The sequence below is a fragment of the Kribbella sp. NBC_01505 genome (genome assembly GCF_045040285.1).
GTDB lineage: Bacteria > Actinomycetota > Actinomycetes > Propionibacteriales > Kribbellaceae > Kribbella.
The window spans coordinates 729241-748112 of sequence record NZ_CP109425.1 but is presented as its reverse complement, the minus strand read 5'-3'; the positions used below and the strand labels follow the sequence as shown (position 1 = coordinate 748112).

15 protein-coding genes are annotated in these 18872 nt (G+C 67.7%); 6 read left to right on the top strand and 9 right to left on the bottom strand.

Annotated elements, in window-relative coordinates; genetic code table 11:
* The first annotated feature begins 38 nt into the window (after window positions 1-38).
* Window positions 39-623 carry a dihydrofolate reductase family protein gene (locus OG474_RS03250; protein WP_405060665.1) on the top strand — a complete coding sequence of 195 codons (585 nt, stop codon included), beginning with the start codon at window positions 39-41 and terminating at the stop codon, window positions 621-623.
* On the opposite strand, the gene OG474_RS03245 is transcribed toward OG474_RS03250, so the two are convergent.
* Window positions 614-2602, bottom strand: coding sequence for a maltotransferase domain-containing protein (locus tag OG474_RS03245; RefSeq protein ID WP_405060664.1), 1989 nt, complete (start codon window positions 2600-2602; stop codon window positions 614-616). The two genes, OG474_RS03250 and OG474_RS03245, sit on opposite strands and share 10 nt — an antisense overlap.
* Before the next feature lie 286 nt (window positions 2603-2888).
* Between OG474_RS03245 and glgP the strand changes: the two genes are divergently transcribed.
* Together glgP and OG474_RS03235 are read left to right on the top strand one after the other, a co-directional pair.
* Window positions 2889-5498: an alpha-glucan family phosphorylase gene (gene glgP / locus OG474_RS03240; protein ID WP_405060663.1), complete on the top strand. Its 2610-nt coding sequence runs from the start codon at window positions 2889-2891 to the stop codon at window positions 5496-5498.
* Between the two features lie 1202 nt (window positions 5499-6700).
* A complete protein-coding gene (locus OG474_RS03235) occupies window positions 6701-7339 on the top strand; it encodes a hypothetical protein (protein WP_405060662.1) in 639 nt (212 codons plus the stop codon).
* A 5-nt stretch (window positions 7340-7344) separates the two neighbouring features.
* On the opposite strand, the gene OG474_RS03230 is transcribed toward OG474_RS03235, so the two are convergent.
* From OG474_RS03230 to OG474_RS03205, 6 genes are all read right to left on the bottom strand, one after another.
* Entirely contained in the window at window positions 7345-8253 is a 909-nt protein-coding gene (locus OG474_RS03230) for a phosphotransferase enzyme family protein (protein ID WP_405060661.1), read from the bottom strand.
* A 146-nt stretch (window positions 8254-8399) separates the two neighbouring features.
* A complete protein-coding gene (locus OG474_RS03225; RefSeq protein WP_405060660.1) occupies window positions 8400-8777 on the bottom strand; it encodes a hypothetical protein in 378 nt (125 codons plus the stop codon).
* Window positions 8778-8796: 19 nt separating this feature from the next.
* A complete protein-coding gene (locus OG474_RS03220; protein ID WP_405060659.1) occupies window positions 8797-9975 on the bottom strand; it encodes a Cmx/CmrA family chloramphenicol efflux MFS transporter in 1179 nt (392 codons plus the stop codon).
* Window positions 9976-10010: 35 nt separating this feature from the next.
* Entirely contained in the window at window positions 10011-10586 is a 576-nt protein-coding gene (locus OG474_RS03215; RefSeq protein WP_405060658.1) for a TetR/AcrR family transcriptional regulator, read from the bottom strand.
* A 654-nt stretch (window positions 10587-11240) separates the two neighbouring features.
* Window positions 11241-12149, bottom strand: a complete 909-nt coding sequence (locus tag OG474_RS03210) for a transglutaminase-like domain-containing protein (RefSeq protein WP_405060657.1) — start codon at window positions 12147-12149, stop codon at window positions 11241-11243.
* Window positions 12149-12991, bottom strand: coding sequence for a MerR family transcriptional regulator (locus tag OG474_RS03205; RefSeq protein WP_405060656.1), 843 nt, complete (start codon window positions 12989-12991; stop codon window positions 12149-12151). The genes OG474_RS03210 and OG474_RS03205 overlap by 1 nt, the downstream gene beginning before the upstream one ends.
* A gap of 79 nt (window positions 12992-13070) precedes the next feature.
* Between OG474_RS03205 and OG474_RS03200 the strand changes: the two genes are divergently transcribed.
* Window positions 13071-13688: a PadR family transcriptional regulator gene (locus OG474_RS03200; protein WP_405060655.1), complete on the top strand. Its 618-nt coding sequence runs from the start codon at window positions 13071-13073 to the stop codon at window positions 13686-13688.
* Here OG474_RS03200 and OG474_RS03195 read toward each other — a convergent pair.
* Window positions 13646-14368 (bottom strand): SGNH/GDSL hydrolase family protein, encoded by a 723-nt coding sequence (locus OG474_RS03195; protein ID WP_405060654.1) that lies wholly within the window; start codon window positions 14366-14368, stop codon window positions 13646-13648. The two genes, OG474_RS03200 and OG474_RS03195, sit on opposite strands and share 43 nt — an antisense overlap.
* Before the next feature lie 145 nt (window positions 14369-14513).
* Window positions 14514-16598 carry a glycogen debranching protein GlgX gene (glgX, locus tag OG474_RS03190; RefSeq protein ID WP_405060653.1) on the bottom strand — a complete coding sequence of 695 codons (2085 nt, stop codon included), beginning with the start codon at window positions 16596-16598 and terminating at the stop codon, window positions 14514-14516.
* Window positions 16599-16764: 166 nt separating this feature from the next.
* On the opposite strand from glgX, the gene OG474_RS03185 reads away from it, so the two are divergent.
* A complete protein-coding gene (locus tag OG474_RS03185; protein WP_405060652.1) occupies window positions 16765-17787 on the top strand; it encodes a Gfo/Idh/MocA family protein in 1023 nt (340 codons plus the stop codon).
* A complete protein-coding gene (locus OG474_RS03180; RefSeq protein ID WP_405060651.1) occupies window positions 17784-18827 on the top strand; it encodes a Gfo/Idh/MocA family protein in 1044 nt (347 codons plus the stop codon). The genes OG474_RS03185 and OG474_RS03180 overlap by 4 nt, the downstream gene beginning before the upstream one ends.
* Window positions 18828-18872: the final 45 nt, after the last annotated feature.

Below are 18872 nucleotides of genomic sequence, written 5' to 3'. Positions count from 1 at the left end.
CAAGCTGGAGACATCAACAGCAAGCCTTAGGAGGAATCGTGGGAATCGTCGCTTCGGCCATGTCGATGTCGCTGGACGGATACGTCACCGGACCGCACGTCAGCCGGAAGAACCCGCTCGGCGAAGGCGGTATGGTCCTGCACGACTGGCTCGGCCCGACGGCCACCGCCGCGGACCAGGCCGTCCTCCAGGAGATGGGCGACGGAGCCGGCGCGATCCTGATGGGACGCCGCTCCTACGACATCAGCGTCGGAGACGGCGGCTGGGGTGACGGCGGACCGGCCGGACAGGTTCCGTGCTTCGTGCTCACCCACAATCCGCCCGCCGAAGCACCGGACGTCTTCACCTTCGTCACCGACGGTATCGAGAGCGCCGTCAAGCAGGCCAAGGCCGTCGCGGGCGACAAGACCGTCGGCCTGCACGGCGCCACCGCACCCCAGCAGGCACTAGCTGCTGGACTTCTCGACGAGATCCACGTGCACCTCGTACCCGTACTGCTCGGCGGTGGCGTGCGTCTCTTCGACCTCCTCGGTGGCGGTCCGATCGCGCTGGACCGCACCCGAGTCGTCGAAGCAGGCAGCGGTGTCACCCACCTGCGCTACCAGGTTGTCCGTCAGGCCTGACCGCGGCGTACGGCGAGGATGTGGCAGGGCTCGCCGTTCGGGTCGAGCTTCACGTAGTTCTGCTGACCCCAACGCCACGTGGCGCCGGTGATCTCGTCGTACACGGTGAAGGTGTCCTCGGGGCGCATGCCGAGGGCGGCCATGTCCAGGTGGACGACCGTCTCGCGGACCGCGTGCGGGTCGGTGTTGACGACGACGATCACGGTGTCGCTGTGGCCGTCGGGGGCGGTGGTGCGCTTGGAGAAGCACATGATCGCTTCGTCGTCGGTCGTGTGCAGCGAGAGGTTGCGCAGCTGCTGCAGCGCCGGGTGGCGGCGGCGGACCGTGTTCAGCAAGGTGATGTACGGCGCGAGCGTGCGACCCTCGGCGTCCGCGGCCGCCCAGTCGCGGGGGCGGAGCTGGAACTTCTCGGTGTCGAGGTACTCCTCCGAGCCCGGGCGCAGTGCGACGTGCTCGTACAGCTCGTAGCCGGCGTAGACGCCCCACGACGGTGACGCGGTCGCGGCGATCGCGGCGCGGATCTTGAACGCGCCCGGTCCGCCGTACTGGAGGTAGGCGGTCAGGATGTCCGGGGTGTTCACGAAGAAGTTCGGCCGCAGGTAGTGGCCGCTCTCCTGGGTGAGCTCCTCCAGGTACTCCTCGAGCTCCCACTTCTCGTTGCGCCAGGTGAAGTAGGTGTACGACTGGTGGAAGCCGACCTTGGCCAGCTCCCGCATCATCGGCCGCCGGGTGAACGCCTCGGACAGGAACACCACGTCCGGGTCGGACTTCCGGATCTCGCCGAGCAGGTACTCCCAGAAGTTCACCGGCTTGGTGTGCGGGTTGTCCACCCGGAACACCGTGACGCCCTTGTCGATCCACAGCTTCACGACCCGCAGTACCTCGGCGTAGATGCCTTCGGGGTCGTTGTCGAAGTTGATCGGGTAGATGTCCTGGTACTTCTTCGGCGGGTTCTCGGCGTACGCGATCGAACCGTCGGCGCGGACCGAGAACCACTTCGGGTGCTCCTTGACCCACGGGTGGTCCGGCGAGACCTGCAGGGCCAGGTCGATCGCGACCTCGAGACCGACCTCGCGGGCGCGGCCGACGAAGTACGCGAAGTCCTCGAAGGTGCCGAGCTCGGGGTGGATGGCGTCGTGGCCACCCTCCTCCGAACCGATCGCCCACGGCGACCCCGGGTCGCCTTCCTTCGGGTCGAGCGTGTTGTTCGGGCCCTTGCGGTAGGCCTTGCCGATCGGGTGGATCGGCGGCACGTAGAGGATGTCGAAGCCCATCTTGGCGACGGCCTCGAGCCGGTCGGCCGCGGTCCGGAACGTACCGGACTTCCACTCGCCGGCGGCCTCGTCGTACACGGCGCCTTCGGAGCGCGGGAAGAATTCGTACCAGCTGCCGTAGAGCGCGCGCAGGCGGTCGACCCACACCGGGTAGGTCTCCGACGACGTGATCAGCTCGCGCACCGGGTAGCGTCCGAGCGCGGCCCGCACCTGCGGCGAGATGCCCGCGGCCAGCCGGGCCTCCGGCGGCAGTGCGCTGTTGGACAGCGCCTGCGCGGCATCGCCCAGCGTCGCGCGATCGGCCCGTACGGCGGGCGGTACGCCGGCGGCCGCGCGATCGAAGAAGGCGGCCCCCTCGGCGAACATCAGCTCGACGTCGATACCGGCCGGGATCTTGATCTCGGCGTTGTGCCGCCAGGTGCCGTACGGGTCACTCCAGCCCTCGACCGCGAACGTCCACGCGCCCTGCTCCTGCAGGGTGACGTCGACACTCCAGCGATCGGTGCCGTTGGCACCAGGTGCCATCAGCATCCGTCTGGTCTGTCCCGTCGGCGACGTCAGTACGACGTTCGCGTTCACCGCGTCGTGGCCTTCGCGGAACACCGTGGCCGCGATGGTGAAGGTCTCGCCGACCGCGGCCTTGGCCGGATACGCGCCGGCGTCGACGGTCGGGGTGACCTCGGTGATCGGGATGCGCCCAGTCATGGCTGGAGAGACCTTCGCTTTCCGTGTTCAGCGGTGCGGCGGGTGGGGAAGAAGTCTGTGATCGTTGAACTACAACCCTGACCGTATCGGTTCCCACCGTCCACACCTCGCAAGCGGGGGTCACGGTTCGGTCCACGGTTTGGAATGTTCTCTATAAATTTTGGAACAGAACCAGGACCGGTCACCGGGCAGTTCATGGGCCAGGCCTCTGCAAAGTCTTGCTCGCGTTGCAAAAAAGATGCATGCCGAGGGTGTTCAGAACGCTGATGGCCGGTACGGTGTCCCGGTGCGAGCGATACGACGATTCTCCGTCCGCCCTGTCCTGCCCGAGCCCCTGACCGGCCTCGGCACCCTGGTGAACAACCTCCGCTGGGCCTGGCACCCGGAGACGCAGGATGTCTTCGAGGCCGTGGATCCCCAGCTGTGGCGCAGCACCGGTGGTGACCCGGTCCGGCTGCTCGGCGAGGTCCCCGCGGCCCGCCTTGACGAGCTGGCCAGCGACTCGGCGTTCCTGCGCCGGCTCGAGCTGGCCGTCTCCGACCTGAACGGGTATGTCACCGACGCCCGCTGGTTCCAGGCGGACGCCGGTTCTCCCGTCAGCGGGGTGGCCTACTTCTCCCCGGAGTTCGGCATCACCCACGTGCTCCCGCAGTACTCGGGCGGTCTCGGCATCCTCGCCGGTGACCACCTGAAGGCGGCCAGCGACCTCGGCGTACCGCTGATCGGTGTCGGCCTGCTGTACCGGCACGGCTACTTCACGCAGTCGCTGAACCGCGAGGGCTGGCAGCAGGAGCGCTACCCGCTCGTCGACCCGGACGGGCTGCCGATCAGCCTGCTCCGCGACGGAGACGCCCCGGCCATCATCACGCTGACGCTGCCGGACGAGCGTGAACTGCGCGCCCAGATCTGGGTCGCGCAGGTCGGCCGCGTGCCGTTGCTGATGCTCGACTCCGACATCGAGGAGAACGAGCCCGCCGAGCGCGAGGTCACCGACCGTCTGTACGGCGGGACCACGGAGCACCGGTTGCTGCAGGAGCTCCTGCTCGGTGTCGGTGGTGTCCGTGCGGTCCGCGAGTTCTGCCGGATCACCGGGCATGTCGCGCCGGAGGTGTTCCACACCAACGAGGGGCACGCCGGATTCCTCGGCATCGAGCGGATCCGCGAGCTCGCCACCGACAAGGGCCTCGACTTCGACACCGCGCTCGAGGTCAACCGCGGCGGCACCGTCTTCACCACCCACACGCCGGTCCCGGCCGGTATCGACCGGTTCCCGGTCGAGCTGATCCAGCAGCACTTCTCGCCGGACGCCTTGGGCGAGGGCGTGCCGATCGACCGGATCCTCGAGCTCGGCGCCGAGGACTTCGAGGGCGGTGACCCGGGCGTCTTCAACATGGCGATCATGGGTCTGCGCCTCGCGCAGCGCGCGAACGGCGTCTCCAAGCTGCACGGCGTCGTCAGCCGGGGCATGTTCGCCGGACTGTGGCCGAGCTTCGACTCCACCGACGTACCGATCACGTCGATCACCAACGGCGTCCACGCGCCGACCTGGGTGGCGCGCGAGATCAACGACCTGACCTTCGCGGCGACCGACACGACGCCCGCGTCGGCCGGTGGCGACGACATCTTCGAGGGTCTCGACAAGACCACCGACGCGCAGATCTGGGAGACCAAGCGGATCCTGCGGCAGCGGTTCATCGACGACACCCGGGCGCGGGTCCGGCAGTCGTGGATCAACCGCGGTGCCAGCGACGCCGAGCTCGGCTGGGTCGACGAGATCCTGGACCCCGGCGTACTGACGATGGGCTTCGCGCGGCGCGTCCCGTCGTACAAGCGGCTGACGCTGATGCTGCGCGACCCCGCGCGCCTGAAGGCGATGCTGCTGCACCCGCAGCGGCCGGTGCAGATCGTGATCGCCGGCAAGTCCCACCCGCACGACGAGGGTGGCAAGAAGCTGATCCAGGAGATGGTCCGCTTCGCCGACGACCCCGAGGTCCGGCACCGCATCGTCTTCGTGCCCGACTACGACATCGCGCTGGCGCAGCCGATGTATCCGGGCTGCGACGTCTGGCTGAACAACCCGCTGCGTCCGTACGAGGCGTGCGGCACGTCCGGCATGAAGGCGGCGCTGAACGGTGCGCTGAACCTGTCCATCCGCGACGGGTGGTGGGACGAGTGGTACGACGACGAGTTCGGCTGGGCGATTCCGTCGGCCGAAGGCATCGAGGACACCGACCGCCGCGACGACCTCGAGGCGCACGCGCTCTACGACCTGATCGAGAAGCAGGTCGCCCCGCGCTTCTACGACGGTGAGGTCCCCGGCCGCTGGATCGAGATGCTCCGGCACACCATCAAGGAGCTCGGCCCGAAGGTGCTCGCCACCCGGATGGTCCGCGACTACGTCGAGCAGCTCTACGTGCCGGCCGCGCTGTCCTCGCGTGCACTCAACGCCACGTACGACGGCGCCCGCGACCTGGCCGCCTGGAAGAAGAAGGTCCGCGCCGCCTGGCCGCAGATCCGCGTCGACCACGTGGAACTGCAGGGTCTCGGCGACGTACCGCAGCTCGGCACCACCGTCGGCGTCCGCGCCTTCGCCGCCCTCGGCGACCTCGAGCCCGGCGACATCTGCGTCGAGGTTCTGCACGGTCGCGTCGACGCCAACGACGACCTCACGGACCCCGTCCGCGCCTCGTTGTCGCTCGCCGAAACCTACGAAGGCAACCGCCACCGCTACGAAGGCGAACTCAAACTCGACCGCACCGGCCCCTTCGGCTACACGGTCCGAGTCGTCCCCAACCACAAGGCCCTTGCGAGCCCAGCCGAACTAGGCCTGGCCGCCGGCCCTTCTGACCCGGACGACCCCAGCGCCCCCGACCTACCAGCCGGCTCCGAGTTCTAACCCCCAACCCCGCCTGCCTCACCAGGCGGGGTTTTTCTTCCCCCGCTGACGTCCGAAAAACCGCAGTACGTGGTCGGCGTGTTTTTCGGACGTTGTACGGCGGGGTGGCGCGGGTGCGCTCCGATGCGGCCGGTGAGGTCTGCTTGTGGTTGTTCGCCGCCCGTCGGCCACTGACTCGCCGTACTGGGCGCTTCAGTGGCCGCCGGAGGCGGGCGAAACCGTCTTTGTGGAACCAAATAGGCGCTCAGCGGCCGCGATGTTCCACAAAGGCAAGCCGAACCGCGGTCTTTGCGGAGTCCTGCTGTCGCTGGGAGCCTGTTGCGCATTGGCAGGCGGCATCCTCCCCAAACCGGTTCGGGGAGGATTTGAGACGGATTCGGGGGGGGTAATGCTCCCCGGTTCGCTCTCCGGGAGGGCGGACCTGTCCCCGAATCGGTTTGGGGAGCGATATCGCGGTACGTGGTCGGTCGCTGTGGCTGGGGTCTTTGCCTGGGCAGGAACCCCTCCTCCCCGAAGGTGCTCGTCCCGTCCGGCCGCTCGGATTCGGCCGGGGGCGTACGCGGTGGCTGGTCGCCGCTGCGGCCGGTATTACCTGAAGCGGGTGGCTGGGGTGGTCTTCGGCTGAGGGGGATGGTGCGGTCGGTGACCGAGGTTCCCCGTTGCTTGTGGCTGACGGGCTGTGGTTGCGGCCAGCGATGAGGAGGCCTGTCAGCTGACCCGCCGCCGCGGTCAACCGCTGCGGTTCGGGTCGCCTGTCAGCTGACCCGCCGCCGCGGTCGACCACTGCGGTCCGGGTCGGCTGCCTGCCAGCGTGCGGCATTTGGCTGGATATCCGTTCAAATGGGCCCTTCTCTACTCAAATATTGAGGGGAGAACCAGCAACTTGCGGGGAGATCCCCTCGTTTTCCGGGACCGCAACCCAAGCCCGGAAGCTCAAACGACCGGCACGCGGTCACCGGCCTCGCCATCCCCCTCAACCACAGGCAACGCCCGCCTAGCACTTCAGCAAATCGGCCGCCGCGGCGACCAGCCACCGGGTACGTGTCCGGCCTGTCCGGTGCGGCGCGAATCGGGGCACACCGACCACCATTGCGGGGATCTACAGTCACCCAGCGGCAGTAAATCCGCGTGAACCGGTCAAACCTGCAGCCGCTGGGGGCAGTTGTGATGGGCTGGTGGTTCGGTGTCGTACGGTCTCGGGCATGGCTGAGTTCGCGGATGTGACGCTGTCCAGGGTTCCACCGGCGATCGTCGTACCGGATCCGTTGCGGATGCTGTTCGAGTGGGTGGACAGCAACGGGTTCGTGGAGCTGGCGCACGACGGTGAGCTCTATGGTTCGCTGGCAGAACCCCGGTCTCCTGCGCCGGGGACGGAGATCCTGCTGCGCGGTTGTACCAGTGATGAGGTGGCCTACCAGGTAGATGCGTGGTTCGGCCCAGTGCGCGACGGGCTGCCGATCTTGTGGCCGTTCTGCAGAACCGGTGGTGACGGTTCGACGGCTGCTTTGTGGCACGCCCCCGACGGACGGGATCTGATCGTCCACCTGGGCTCGGGCAGCGGATCGCTACTCACCTGCGTGCTGGGCGCGGAGCCCGTTGACTTCCTTCGTCTGCTCGCCATCGGCTACCCGGAAGTCTGCTGGAACGAGGAGTGGGCGCAACCACCGGAGCCCGAGCCTGGACACCAGGTCGCGAACGTCCCTTACCGCCAGTGGGTCGAGACGACGTTCGGTGTTGAGATCCCCGCCACCGCGCTCGAGCTCATTCCTGAGCCTGCCGAGATGGGTGACGAGGACACGGCCGACATCTGGTGCCAGTGGGTCAACCAGGCATCCGACTGAGCTTCTTATCCCTGGAGCCAGGCTGTGGCTTTGGCTCCGTGGTAGTCGAGGTAGTCCTGGGGGAGGGGGCCTTCGGCGGTGGCCAGGGAGAGGTTCAGTTGGTGCAGGCCGCGGGCGACGATCAGGCCTCGCATCGTCTTCTCCGAGACGTCCGGCCAGGTGCGGAGCTCCGTGTAGCCGGCACGGAAGGCCTGGATCATCTCCTCGCGGTCGTCGCGGCGGCCGAACGAGGCGAGGGTGAACGAGATGTCCTGCTCGGGGAAGCCGATCACCAGGTCCTGGAAGTCGATCGGCACCGGGCCGACGCCGGGTACCTCGATGACGTTGGCCGCGGTGAGGTCGCCGTGGATGAGCTGCGGTTCGTGACCGGCCCACACCTCGTCGATCAGCGCTTGCACACTGTCCCGAGCCTCGGTGAGCACCTTCCCGTGCTCAGGCACATCTCCCAACCGATCGGGCAGCAGCCAGTAGAGCACCTTGTCGGCATGCAGTACGTCGACATCGCGCCGTACCGGGTGATCGTGCAAAAGCGCCATCAACCGCCCCAGCAAACGAGCCCGCGCCGGACCAAGCCGCGTCCGCATCGACCGACCGTGAATCCAGCTGAACAAAACACACGTCCGCGCCCGGCCATCCGCGTCGTCGACCAGAACCATCGGCTCGCCAGAAGAAGTCAGTACGACGTCGGGCACCGCGAACCCCTCAGCCACCAGCGCACGCTGCCACTCGGCCTCGGCGGCAGCCGTCCCCGCAGCATGGATCTGCAGCGTCGGCCCGACCCGAAGCGCATAACTCGGCCCCGCCGTCTCGACCCGATAAATCGTGTTGAACGACTGAGCAGCCCGGGTAACCCGCCGCACCTCAACCGGAAAGCTCTCCATTGCGGCCAACGCAACCGCCCGCTCGTCAACCACAACAGCCAGCCTTCCTAGAGGAACAAGACGGTCGAGCATAGACCGCTAAGTCAGTGCAGTGCTGGGCAATTCGGCTCTGAGCCGCACGAAGGACTGCAGGTCCTGCCGCTGGTGCCGATCCGTGGCCGGTGAGCAGCAGGTCGGTGCTACGGCTCGAGGTTCTTCGTGAGACGAGCGGTGTACTCCACTGCGAGATCCCCGTAGTCCATGGTGAATGTTGCGCCGGCGAGATGCGAGGCCTGCTCGGCGCTGACCCGGGCCTGCAGCAACCAGGTGTGGCCATCGCCCGGTCCCGAGCCGACGGTGTAGGAGAAGCTGTTGATCGCCGGGCCATCGCCGTCGCTGATCGAGATCGACGGCCGCCTGGGCCGATCCGCTGCTGGACCTTCCGCGAGCAGACCGATGAACAGGTGGTTCCGATCAGGGTTCAGCCACAGGCCGGTGTGCAGCACCTTGGTGCCGTCACTTGCCCGACCGGCAAGGGCCGGAGCAAGTAGCTGGATCAGCACTTCTCTTGCTGGCATGTCAGCTACTCTACGGCCGCTAGCGTGCGGAGGTTGCTGGTTGGGGTTCGGGGGTGCGGGCGGCGGGGAGGCGGGTGGCTAGGAGGACGGTGCCTAGGGCAAGGATTCCGAAGAGGGCTCCTACCCAGCCGACGGCGGGGTAGCCGGCGCCGGCGTCGAGGGTGAGGCCTGCCAGCCAGGGGCCGATGGTGATGCCGACGTTGAAGGCTGAGACGTTGAAGGCGGCGGCGAGGGTGGGGGCGGATCCGGCGAGGCTGAAGACGCGGCCGTTGACGGCGGGGTTGTTCGCGAAGCCGAAGGCGCCGACCAAGACGATGGCGGGTACGGCGAGCCACGGGGTACCGGCGCCGAGCGCGAGGGCGACGGCGGCGACGATGAGCCCGGTGAGCGCGACTGTGAGGGTGGTGAAGGGGCGGCGGTCCGCGGTTCGGCCGGCGCTGGTGATGCCGATCAGCGCGCCGACGCCGTACACGGCGAGGACTACGGGGATCCAGCCGCCGGACAGGCCGGTGGTTTCGGTGAGGAGCGGGGCGAGGTACGAGAAGATCGCCAGGATCGCCGCGGTGGACAGGGCGGTTGTGCCGTAGGCGAGCCAGAGTCCGGGGTTGCGCATCGCGCGGAACTCCTGGCGAAGCTCGGGTGTGGTTTCGGACCGTCCGCCCGGGATGGTGAAGACGACTCCGACCATGGCGAGCGCGGACATCGCGGCGACCGCCCAGAAGGCGGACTGCCAGCCGAGGTGCTGGCCGAGCGCCGTACCGGCGGGCAGGCCGACGATGGACGCGATGGTCAGCCCACCGGCCAGAACGCTCATCGCCTTGGCACGTGATTGCGGTCCCGCGAGTTCGATCGCGGTGACGGAGGCGACGGCCCAGAATCCGGCGTACACGAAGGCGCCTGCGACGCGCGTCGCGAGGAGGAAGCCGTAGTCCGAAGTGAGGGCACCGGCGACGTGGGTGAGGGCGAAGATGACCAGGAACGCGAGCATCGCGGCGCGCCGGGACCAGCGCAGCGTGACGACGGCAAGCACCGGAGCGCCGACCAGCATGCCGATCGCGAACGCCGAGATCAGCAGGCCCGCGGCCGGGATGGAGACGTGCAGGTCGCCGGAGATCTCGGGGAGGAGACCGGCGAGCATGAGCTCGGACGTCCCCTGGGCGAAGATCGCGGCACCGAGTAGGTAAATGGCAAAGGGCATGGGTCTGCCTTGGGCGGACATGGGTTCCTCTAGGTTCAGAAGGCCTGGAGCGCGGCCTCGATGACGGATTCTTGAGTGCCGCGCTGGGCGCCCCGGCGTGCGGCCACGCGCAGACCGCCGAGTACGACGTACACGTAGTTGGCGAGCGCGGCCGGGTCGCGACCGGCGTCCACGTCACCCGCGGCCTGCGCGGACCGGATCTCCTCGGCGAGGGCGGCGAGTTTGGGAGCGTGGTCGCGGTCGAGCAGCTCGACGAGCTCGGGGTCGGTCGGGCCGAGCTCGACCGCGGTGTTGACGGCCAGGCAGCCGGGCGGATCGCCCGGGTTGGGTTCGACGGCGTTCCACAGGATCCGGCGGACGCGTTCGCGGATCGGTAGATCGGCGCGCTGGATCAGCTCGAGCTGAACCGACGACGTCTGCTCCATGTAGCGCAGCAGCGCGAGATCGAACAACGCCCGCTTGCTGGTGAACGTGTTGTAGATGCTGCTACGCCCGAGCCCGGTCGCCACGCACAGGTCCTGCGTAGACGTCGCCTCGTAACCCGACGTCCAGAAAACCCGCATCGCAGCATCGACTGCCTGCTCCTCGTCGAACATCCGCGGCCTGACCATGCAACGACCATAACACGGTTTTGGACCGACCTATCCAAAACAATCCGTGCCTTCGCCCGCACCTGACTGCCGGAGCGCAGGTGGTCGGTGCGGTCGTGTGCGGTTCACGGAGGATTACTGCCGGTATGTGCCTGTTGTGGTTTGGGGGCGAGGTCGCTGCAGGCGATCCATGGCGGTGGTGGAGCACTGCGGTTCGGGTTGTGTGCCTGGCCTGCGGAATTTCGCTGGATATCCGTTCAGGTTGACCCTTCTCTGCTCAAAATTTGAGGGGAGAAGGGTCAACTTGCGGGGAGATCCCCTCGTTTTCTGCACCGCAACCGCAACCGCAACCGCAACCGCAACCGCAACCGCAACCGCAACCGCAACCGCAACCGCAGCCCGGAAGCTCAGGCGACGGGCACCCCGGGGTGCCGACCTCGCCATCCACCTCGGCCACAGGGTCGGCCACAAGGTCGGTCAGCCACCTGCTCGTTGGCGCCGGCCGCGGCGGGCAACCACCGCGTGCCCCGCCGGCCGTATACCAGCGCGCGGGGACCGCGAGTGGCGCCAGTGTGCGATCGGCGGTCGAGCGTGGGGACCGTGTCGTTGGATATCGATTTCTGGCGACATACTCCGCACACTCGACGGCACGGAAGCCTCAGTCGCACGGCGGGTTCACTCGCTGAGAGGGTGGGTTAGGTCTACCCACTTGTGGGGGTGGCCGGAGGGGGAGGTGAGGAGGGTGCGGCCGTTGGGGGCCAGGGCGGGGTAGCGGTCGGTCAGGGCTTGGGTGGCGGTGGTGTCGCCGGTATCGGCGGCAATCAAGAGGGCGGCCAGCTCGTCGGTCTCGGCGGCGTCGGCCTCGGTGTAGGTGGGGGCCATGGTGCCCCAGCCTTCCCAGAGGAGGAGTTCGTCGCCCATCAGGTGGGCGAGTTGGTGGTGGACGTAGGTGCGGATGAACCACAGGCCGCCGAGGGCGACACTGCCGGGCCGGCTGGTGTCGAGCTCGTCGCCGGTGATCGCCAGGCCGGGCTGTACGCCGTACAGATCGGGGTCGATGCGGCCCGCGCGGGCGTCGCGCCAGACCTCGGCGGCGGAGACGAAGGGGCCGGGTGGCATGTCGAGGGTGTTGAACGGGTGGCCGTCGGCGGGGTCGAGTTGGGCGTCGGTCATCACCCAGCGGTCGCCGTTCCAGTACTCGGCGACGACGTGGTCGAAGTTGAAGCCCTCGCCGAAGTAGACCGCGAAACCGATCCGGCTGCGGGCCGGGATGCCCTTGTGGCGCAGGGCGGACACGAACAGCAGGGTGTAGTCGCGACAGCAGCCGACGACATGGTCGACGGCCTCGCGCGGCACGGCGAGCGCCGTACCGTTGCGGCGTTGGTCGGTGGCCAGGATCGCGGAGACCCAGCGGTTGTCGATCTCGGCCAGCCGGTCGCCGGTGAACTCGATCCCGCCGCCGCGGTAGTGGATGAGCAGGTTGCGGACGACGGCGCCGATCGCGGGGATGTCGTCCGGGAGTGCATCGAACAGGTGCGCATACTCACCGGGATCGCTGTACGGCGTCTGCTTCGCGTAGTCCATCAAGCTTGCCTTTCGGAGATGGGTGGCCTCACCAGAATGGGCAGAGCGATGTCGACGGCCGGCTCGTCGCGCGGGAGCAGGTGGCAGTCGGGGCGGTAGATCTCGCGGGGCGACCCCGCCTCGGGGGTGCCGCCGGCGCGAGCCCAGTCGATGACGAGGTCGTATGCGAGCATCACCCGTGGGAACGCGCACTCGTCCATCGTGAGCGTCGTGTACGCCTCATGGTGGGCCGGCTCGACCCGGATCGCGATCTCGCCGGCCGGATCCACCAGGCCGGTGAACGGCAGGCAGATCTCGACGGTTCCTTCCGCCTCCGGCGTGACCGCGCTGTGGTAGAGCACCCAGGACTCACCGGTGAGCTCGGCGCCCACCGATCGCAGGTACGACGCGATCTCGCTTGTCCGGGACACGATCACGCCGACCAGATACTGCTGGTCGGTATCGGTCCGGATCGTCGCGATCTTCGTCGCCGGTACGTCGCGCACCAGCACTGGCCGGGGTGCCAGGCCGCTGCTGCCGGTGTGGGTCAACCGGCTGCGGAGGTAGTCGAGGGTGGCGCGACGGGCCGCGGTCGTCGCCTCTTCGGCCGCCCACCAACGATCGAGCCGTACGACGGCGTCCGCATCCGATCCAGCCAGTACGTCGGCGATGGTGGCCAGTGGCATGTCGAGCTGGCGCAGCACGCTGATCCGCCGGGCGCGTTCCAACTGCTCCTCGTCGTACAGGCGGTAGCCGTTGGCCGGGTCGATCCGGGCCGGCGCGAGCAGCCCGGAGACGTCGTACAGGCGCAGGGCCTTCTGGGAAAGCCCTGCTCGCCGCCCGAACTCGCTGATCGTCAACACGTGACCATCCAACGCTCTTCCCCAGGGGGAGAGTAAAGGCCTCTTGTGTTTGTGACGGTAACGATATATCGTTAGTGTCATGAATCCATACGAGGAGGAAGACATGAACACCCCCAACGAAACCCGTGGCCGCCGACGCGGTCACCACCATCCCCATCGCGGTGGACCGCGGATGGGTGAAGGCATGCCGATGCACCGCGGACGCGGTGGTCGGGGTCCGGGACGCGGCTCAGGCCGTGGCCGAGCCCCGCGCGGCGATGTCCGAACGGCCGTTCTGATGCTGCTCACCGAGCAGCCGATGCACGGCTACCAGTTGATGCAGGCGATCGCCGACCGGAGTTCTGGACGCTGGACGCCCAGCCCGGGCGCGATCTACCCGACCATCAATCAACTAGAGGACGAGGGCCTGGTCGTCGTCACCGCGGATGCGGGCCGCAAGCTCGTCACCCTGACCGACGCCGGCCGTGAGTACGTCGCCGGGCGTCAGGAGGCGGCGGTCGACCCGTTCGCAGCCTTTGCGCAGGCCGAGCCTGCCACTGACCTGCGCGGACTGCTGGAAGAGCTGCACATCGCTGCTCGGCAGGTCGGTCGCAGTGGCTCCGAGGAGCAGCGCACCGCGGCCGCCAAGATCCTGGCCGACGCCCGCCGCTCGCTCTACCTGCTGCTCGCCGACGGCGCGCAGACTCCAGAGGCCTGAAGCGCCATGAGTAGGGCATCGGCGTGCCGCCGGTAGCCGAGGTTGTTCGGGTGGAAGTTGTCCGGTGCGAGCATGCCTCGCCAGGGCGGCCGTGCATACCTGGACACCTCGGCCACCGGGAGGCCGCGATCAGCGGCCGTGGTGCTGATGTGCTGATTGATACCGGAGACATACGGACTGACTGCACCACCGACGCGCCATAGCCGGTCGGGGACGGTCAGATCCATCACTACAGAGGTTGAGGGCAGCCGGCCGATCACCTGCTTGAGGTGGTCGCGGAAGCGCTTCGGTGGCGTGGCAAGGATGTCGTTACTGCCGATGCCGCAGGTCACCAGCGCAGGTTGCAGTCCCTCGAGCAGCGGGAGTTGGTCGTCGAGGACGTGCCGCGTCTGCGCACCAGAACGGGACAGGTTGAGCACTCGCCACGGGGTCCCGGTGCGGCGGAGTGCATTGAGCACCTGACCGACGTACCCGTGTAGTGGGCTGGATGCGCCGAGACCCTGGGCTGTTGAGTCGCCTAGGACGACCCATAGTGGTCCGTCGCCGTCTAGCGCTTGAGAGTTGTGCTGGGTCCAGTAGTCGGCATAATTGCGTGCCTGTACGTCGACGTAGGCGACACCGTCGAGCCAGCGCTGCACGGCCAGCCGGGAACTGGTTCTCTCGGCCTGGCCCCAGCCCATAATTGCTCGATGCAAAGCGCCGATGGGCGTGGTTCGTTGCCGAAAGAACATTGGTCCCCCCAAACATGAACAGCAGGTGACCAATGAACGTACAGCCCGAAGGTTAACAAACTAGCCAGATACCTTCCCCACCCCACCGCCCCGGTCAGAGCGCGCGGAGCAGCACCAAACAGAGTGGGGGGAGCGGTACGGTCGCACCGGCCTCGACCTCGGTCACCATGCTGTAGCTGGTGTCCAATACGACCTCGTACGCCGGCGCCCACGACGCATCCGGTACGACGACCTGCCGGGTCTCGGACGTGGCGTTCAGCGCGAGCAGGAACGAGCTGTCCGTCAGCGCAGTGCCTTCCGCATCGGTCGCCCGCAGCGCATCCCCGGCCAGGAACATGCCGATCGTGCGCAGGTTCCCGTCGTGCCAGTCGGACTCGTTCATCTCACCGCCGTGCGGTGCGATCCAGGACAGGTCCTTACGGCCGCCCGGTACGACGGGCTGTCCGGAGAAGTAGTGCCACTGCCGCAGAGTGGGGTGGGTCGACCGCAGTGCGATCAGCTTCTTGGTCAGTGCGAGGTGGTCGGCCCACTGGCCGGGCAGCGTCCAGTCGAACCATGAGATGTCGTTGTCCTGGCAGTAGGCGTTGTTGTTGCCGCCCTGCGTCCGCCCGCACTCGTCGCCCATGGTGATCATCGGTACGCCGGTGGACAGGATCAGGGTGGACATCAGGTTCGCCATCTGACGCTTGCGCAAGGCAACTACTGCGGGGTCGTCGGTCTCGCCCTCGACGCCGCAGTTCCAGGACCGGTTGTCGTCGGTGCCGTCCCGGTTGTCCTCGTGGTTGTCCTCGTTGTGCTTGTGGTTGTAGCTGACGAGGTCGCGCAGGGTGAAGCCGTCGTGCGCGGTGACGAAGTTGATCGACGCGTACGGGTAGCGGCCGTCGTCGCCGTACAGGTCGCTGGAGCCGGAGAGGCGGTAGGCCAGGTCCTGCACGCCGCCGGAGGCGTTGCGCCACACGTCGCGCACGCTGTCGCGGAACTTGCCGTTCCACTCCGACCACGGCGTACCGAAGTTGCCGACCTGGTAGCCGAAGTTGCCGACGTCCCACGGCTCGGAGATCAGCTTCACCCGGCCGAGCACCGGGTCGGCCGCGACCTCGGAGAGGAACGGGTGGTCGACCAGGTCAACCTCGTGACGCTCGTTCCGGATCAGCGTTACCGCAAGATCGAACCGGAACCCGTCGATCCCCATCTCCTCGACCCAGTACCGCAGCGAGTCCATCAGCAGCCGCCGGACCTGCGGGTGCGAGGTGTCGACCGAGTTGCCGGTACCAGTGACGTCGTACATGGTGCCGCCCTGGCCGAGCCGGTAGTACGCGCGATTGTCGATGCCCCGGAAGCTCAATGTCGGCCCGTCGAACCCGCCCTCGGCGGTGTGGTTGTAGACGACGTCCAGGATCACTTCGATGCCCGCGGCATGGAATGCGGCCACCATGGCCTTGAACTCGGCCACCTGCTCGCCACGGGTCCCCGATGACGAGTACGCCCCGTGCGGTGCGAAGTACCCGAGGGTGTTGTAGCCCCAGTAGTTCGGCAGGCCGCGTGCTGCGATCGCAGGCTCGGTCAGGAACTGGTGGATCGGCAACAACTCGACCGAGGTGACACCGAGTTCGAGCAGATAGCTGATCACCGACGGATGCGCCAGACCGGCGTACGTCCCGCGCTGGTGCTCCGGTACGTCGGGATGCAGCTTGGTAAAGCCCTTGGTGTGCAGCTCGTACACGACCGTCTCGCCCCAGTGCACCGGCTTGCAGATCGGCGGTGGGGGCTCCGAGTCCCCGACCACGACACTGACCGGGACATGTCCGGCCGAGTCGCCGTCCGACGAGTCATAGATCAGCGGGCTGGCGAAATCCAGCTCACCGTCGACAGCCCGCGCATACGGGTCGAGCAGCAGCTTGGACGGGTTGAAGCGGAGTCCGTGCGACGGGTCGAACGGACCGTGCACGCGGTACCCGTACCGCTGGCCCGGACCGACGCCCGCGACGAATCCGGTCCAGAACTCACCCGTGTGCGCCAGGTCGAGGTTGCGCTGGCTGCCGTCCGCCGCGACCAGGGCGAGCTCGACCCGCTCGGCCGCCGGGGCCCAGAGCGTGAAGGTCGTCCCATCGGTCTGGACCACTGCTCCCAACCGCGGACCGGGGCCGGTGATCGTCGGGTCGGCGGTCGCTTCAGTCACCGGCACATTCTGCACAAGTCCTCTCAAAGTCGTCGGAGGGTGGGGTGCGTCGGCCTCAAAAGAACGGCTTGTGATCGTGAGACGGTGGTTGTGAACGTCTCTGCGCAATGATAGGCAAGGACCGTTACTAAGTTACGACATACTTCCAGACTCATGTGAGGGTCTCATGGCGGAACAGCTGGCCGGTCTGACTGTCGGTCTGATCGGCGCAGGCAACATTTCCCACGTCCACGTCGCGGCGTGGAAAGCACTCGGCGCACGCATCCTCGTCCACTCGGCCGAGGGCGCGGAGTCGCTGGCCGAGCAGTACGGCCTGGAGGTGGCGCCGACACTGGACGGGCTGCTCGCCGAGGTCGAGTTCGTCGACATCGTCACCCCGTCGCCGACGCACAAGGAGCTGACGCTCGCCGCGATCGCAGCGGGCCGGGGTGTGATCTGTGAGAAGCCGCTGACGCTCACCGCGGCCGACTCGCACGACGTGATGGCATCGGCCGAGGCTGCGGGCGTCAAGGTCTACCCGGCGCATGTGGTGCGCTTCTTCCCCGAGTACAAGGCTGCCTACGACGCAGTGCAGGACGGCCGGATCGGTGCGGTCGCCGTCGCGCGCTTCTACCGCCAGGGCTCCTCGCCGGCCGGTGTGGAGTGGTACCGCGACGTGAGGCACTCCGGTGGCGTGATCATGGACCTGATGGTTCACGACCTCGACCAGGCCCAGTGGATGTGTGGCCCGGTCATCAGCGTGTACGCCGTCCAGAGCCCTCCGAACGTGGATGGCATCAGCCCGGTGTGCGTCGCGGCACATGTGACGCTGACCCATGAGTCCGGTGCAATCTCGTTCTGCCGCGCGACCTGGGGTGTGCCCGGAGCTCCGTTCCGGACTGGATTCCACGTCGCCGGCGCGTCCGGCGTACTGAAGTATGCGGCGGGGACCGACACCGGATTCGTCGACGAACTGCGGGACGACGCGGTGGGCGGGGACGTGCTGATTCCGGAGGGCGCCCGCGGGGAGAGTCCTTATCTGACACAGCTGCGGGAGCTGGCGATCGCGCTGCGCGGTGGTCCGGAGCCACGCGTCGTCGGTGCCGACGGTGCATCGGCGGTCTACCTCGCCGAGGCGGCCCGCGCCTCCATGGAGTCCGGCAAGACCATCGACATGAAGTCCTTCACCTCGTCGGGAGCAGTGGCATGACTCTCAAGGTTGCGATCGCTTCCTTCGCTCACACCCACGCAGCGTCGTACGCGCACCTGCTGGGCCGGATGCCCGATGTCGAGGTGCTGTCCGCCGACCCGGACGGCGCTGCGGCTCCGGACGCCGGTCCGCGCGGCGCTGCGTTCGCCGAGAAGCTCGGCATCCCCTACGTGGACTCGTACGACGAGCTGTTCGCGTGGGGCCCGGATGCTGTCGTGGTGACGTCGGAGAACGCCGGCCACCGCGCACTGGTCGAGCGGGCCGCGGCAGCGGGCGCACACGTGCTGTGTGAGAAGCCGCTGGCCACTGAGGTCGCGGATGGCCAAGCCATGCTGGACGCCTGCGCCGAAGCCGGTTCGATCCTGATGATCGCGTACCCGGTGCGCTTCGCGCCGTCGTACCTGCGACTTCGGGCCATGGTCGAGGCGGGCCGGCTCGGCGACGTCTACGCCGTAGTGGGTACCAACAACGGCAAGATCCCGTACGACGCTCGCCAGTGGTTCACGGATGCCGCACTGGCCGGTGGTGGTGCGCTGGTCGACCACACCGTGCACTGTGCGGATCTGATCGACGGTCTGACCGGTGGAGCCTCGGCTGCTCGCGTCTACGCCGCCGCGAATCACGTGCTGCACCAGGACAAGGGTGTGGAGGTCGAGACCGGCGGACTGGTCACCATCACCTACGACAACGGGCTACTGGCAACGATCGACTGCTCGTGGAGCGTTCCGGACAACGGTCCGACCTGGGGTGGCGTCTCGCTGCGGGTCACGGGGACCAACGGATCGGTGGAGATCGAGCCCTTCCTGCCGCATGTCGCTGGGACGGACTCCGAAGGCGAGGTCTTCCTGGCATTCGGCGGCAATCTCGACGAGTCGTTGCTCGGTACCTTCCTGAATGCGGTCCGTGAGTCGGGCGCACCGATCCCCGGTAAGGAGCCTGCCGTCGTACCGCAGCCGGACGGCGCTGTAGGCCTGCGCACGCTGCAGATCGTGGACGCTGCCCGGCGATCTGCCGTTTCCGGTCAGCCCGTGGACCTGTAGTACGGTTCCCGGTGATGTGACCGGTGGGTAGGTGACCAAGGGAGC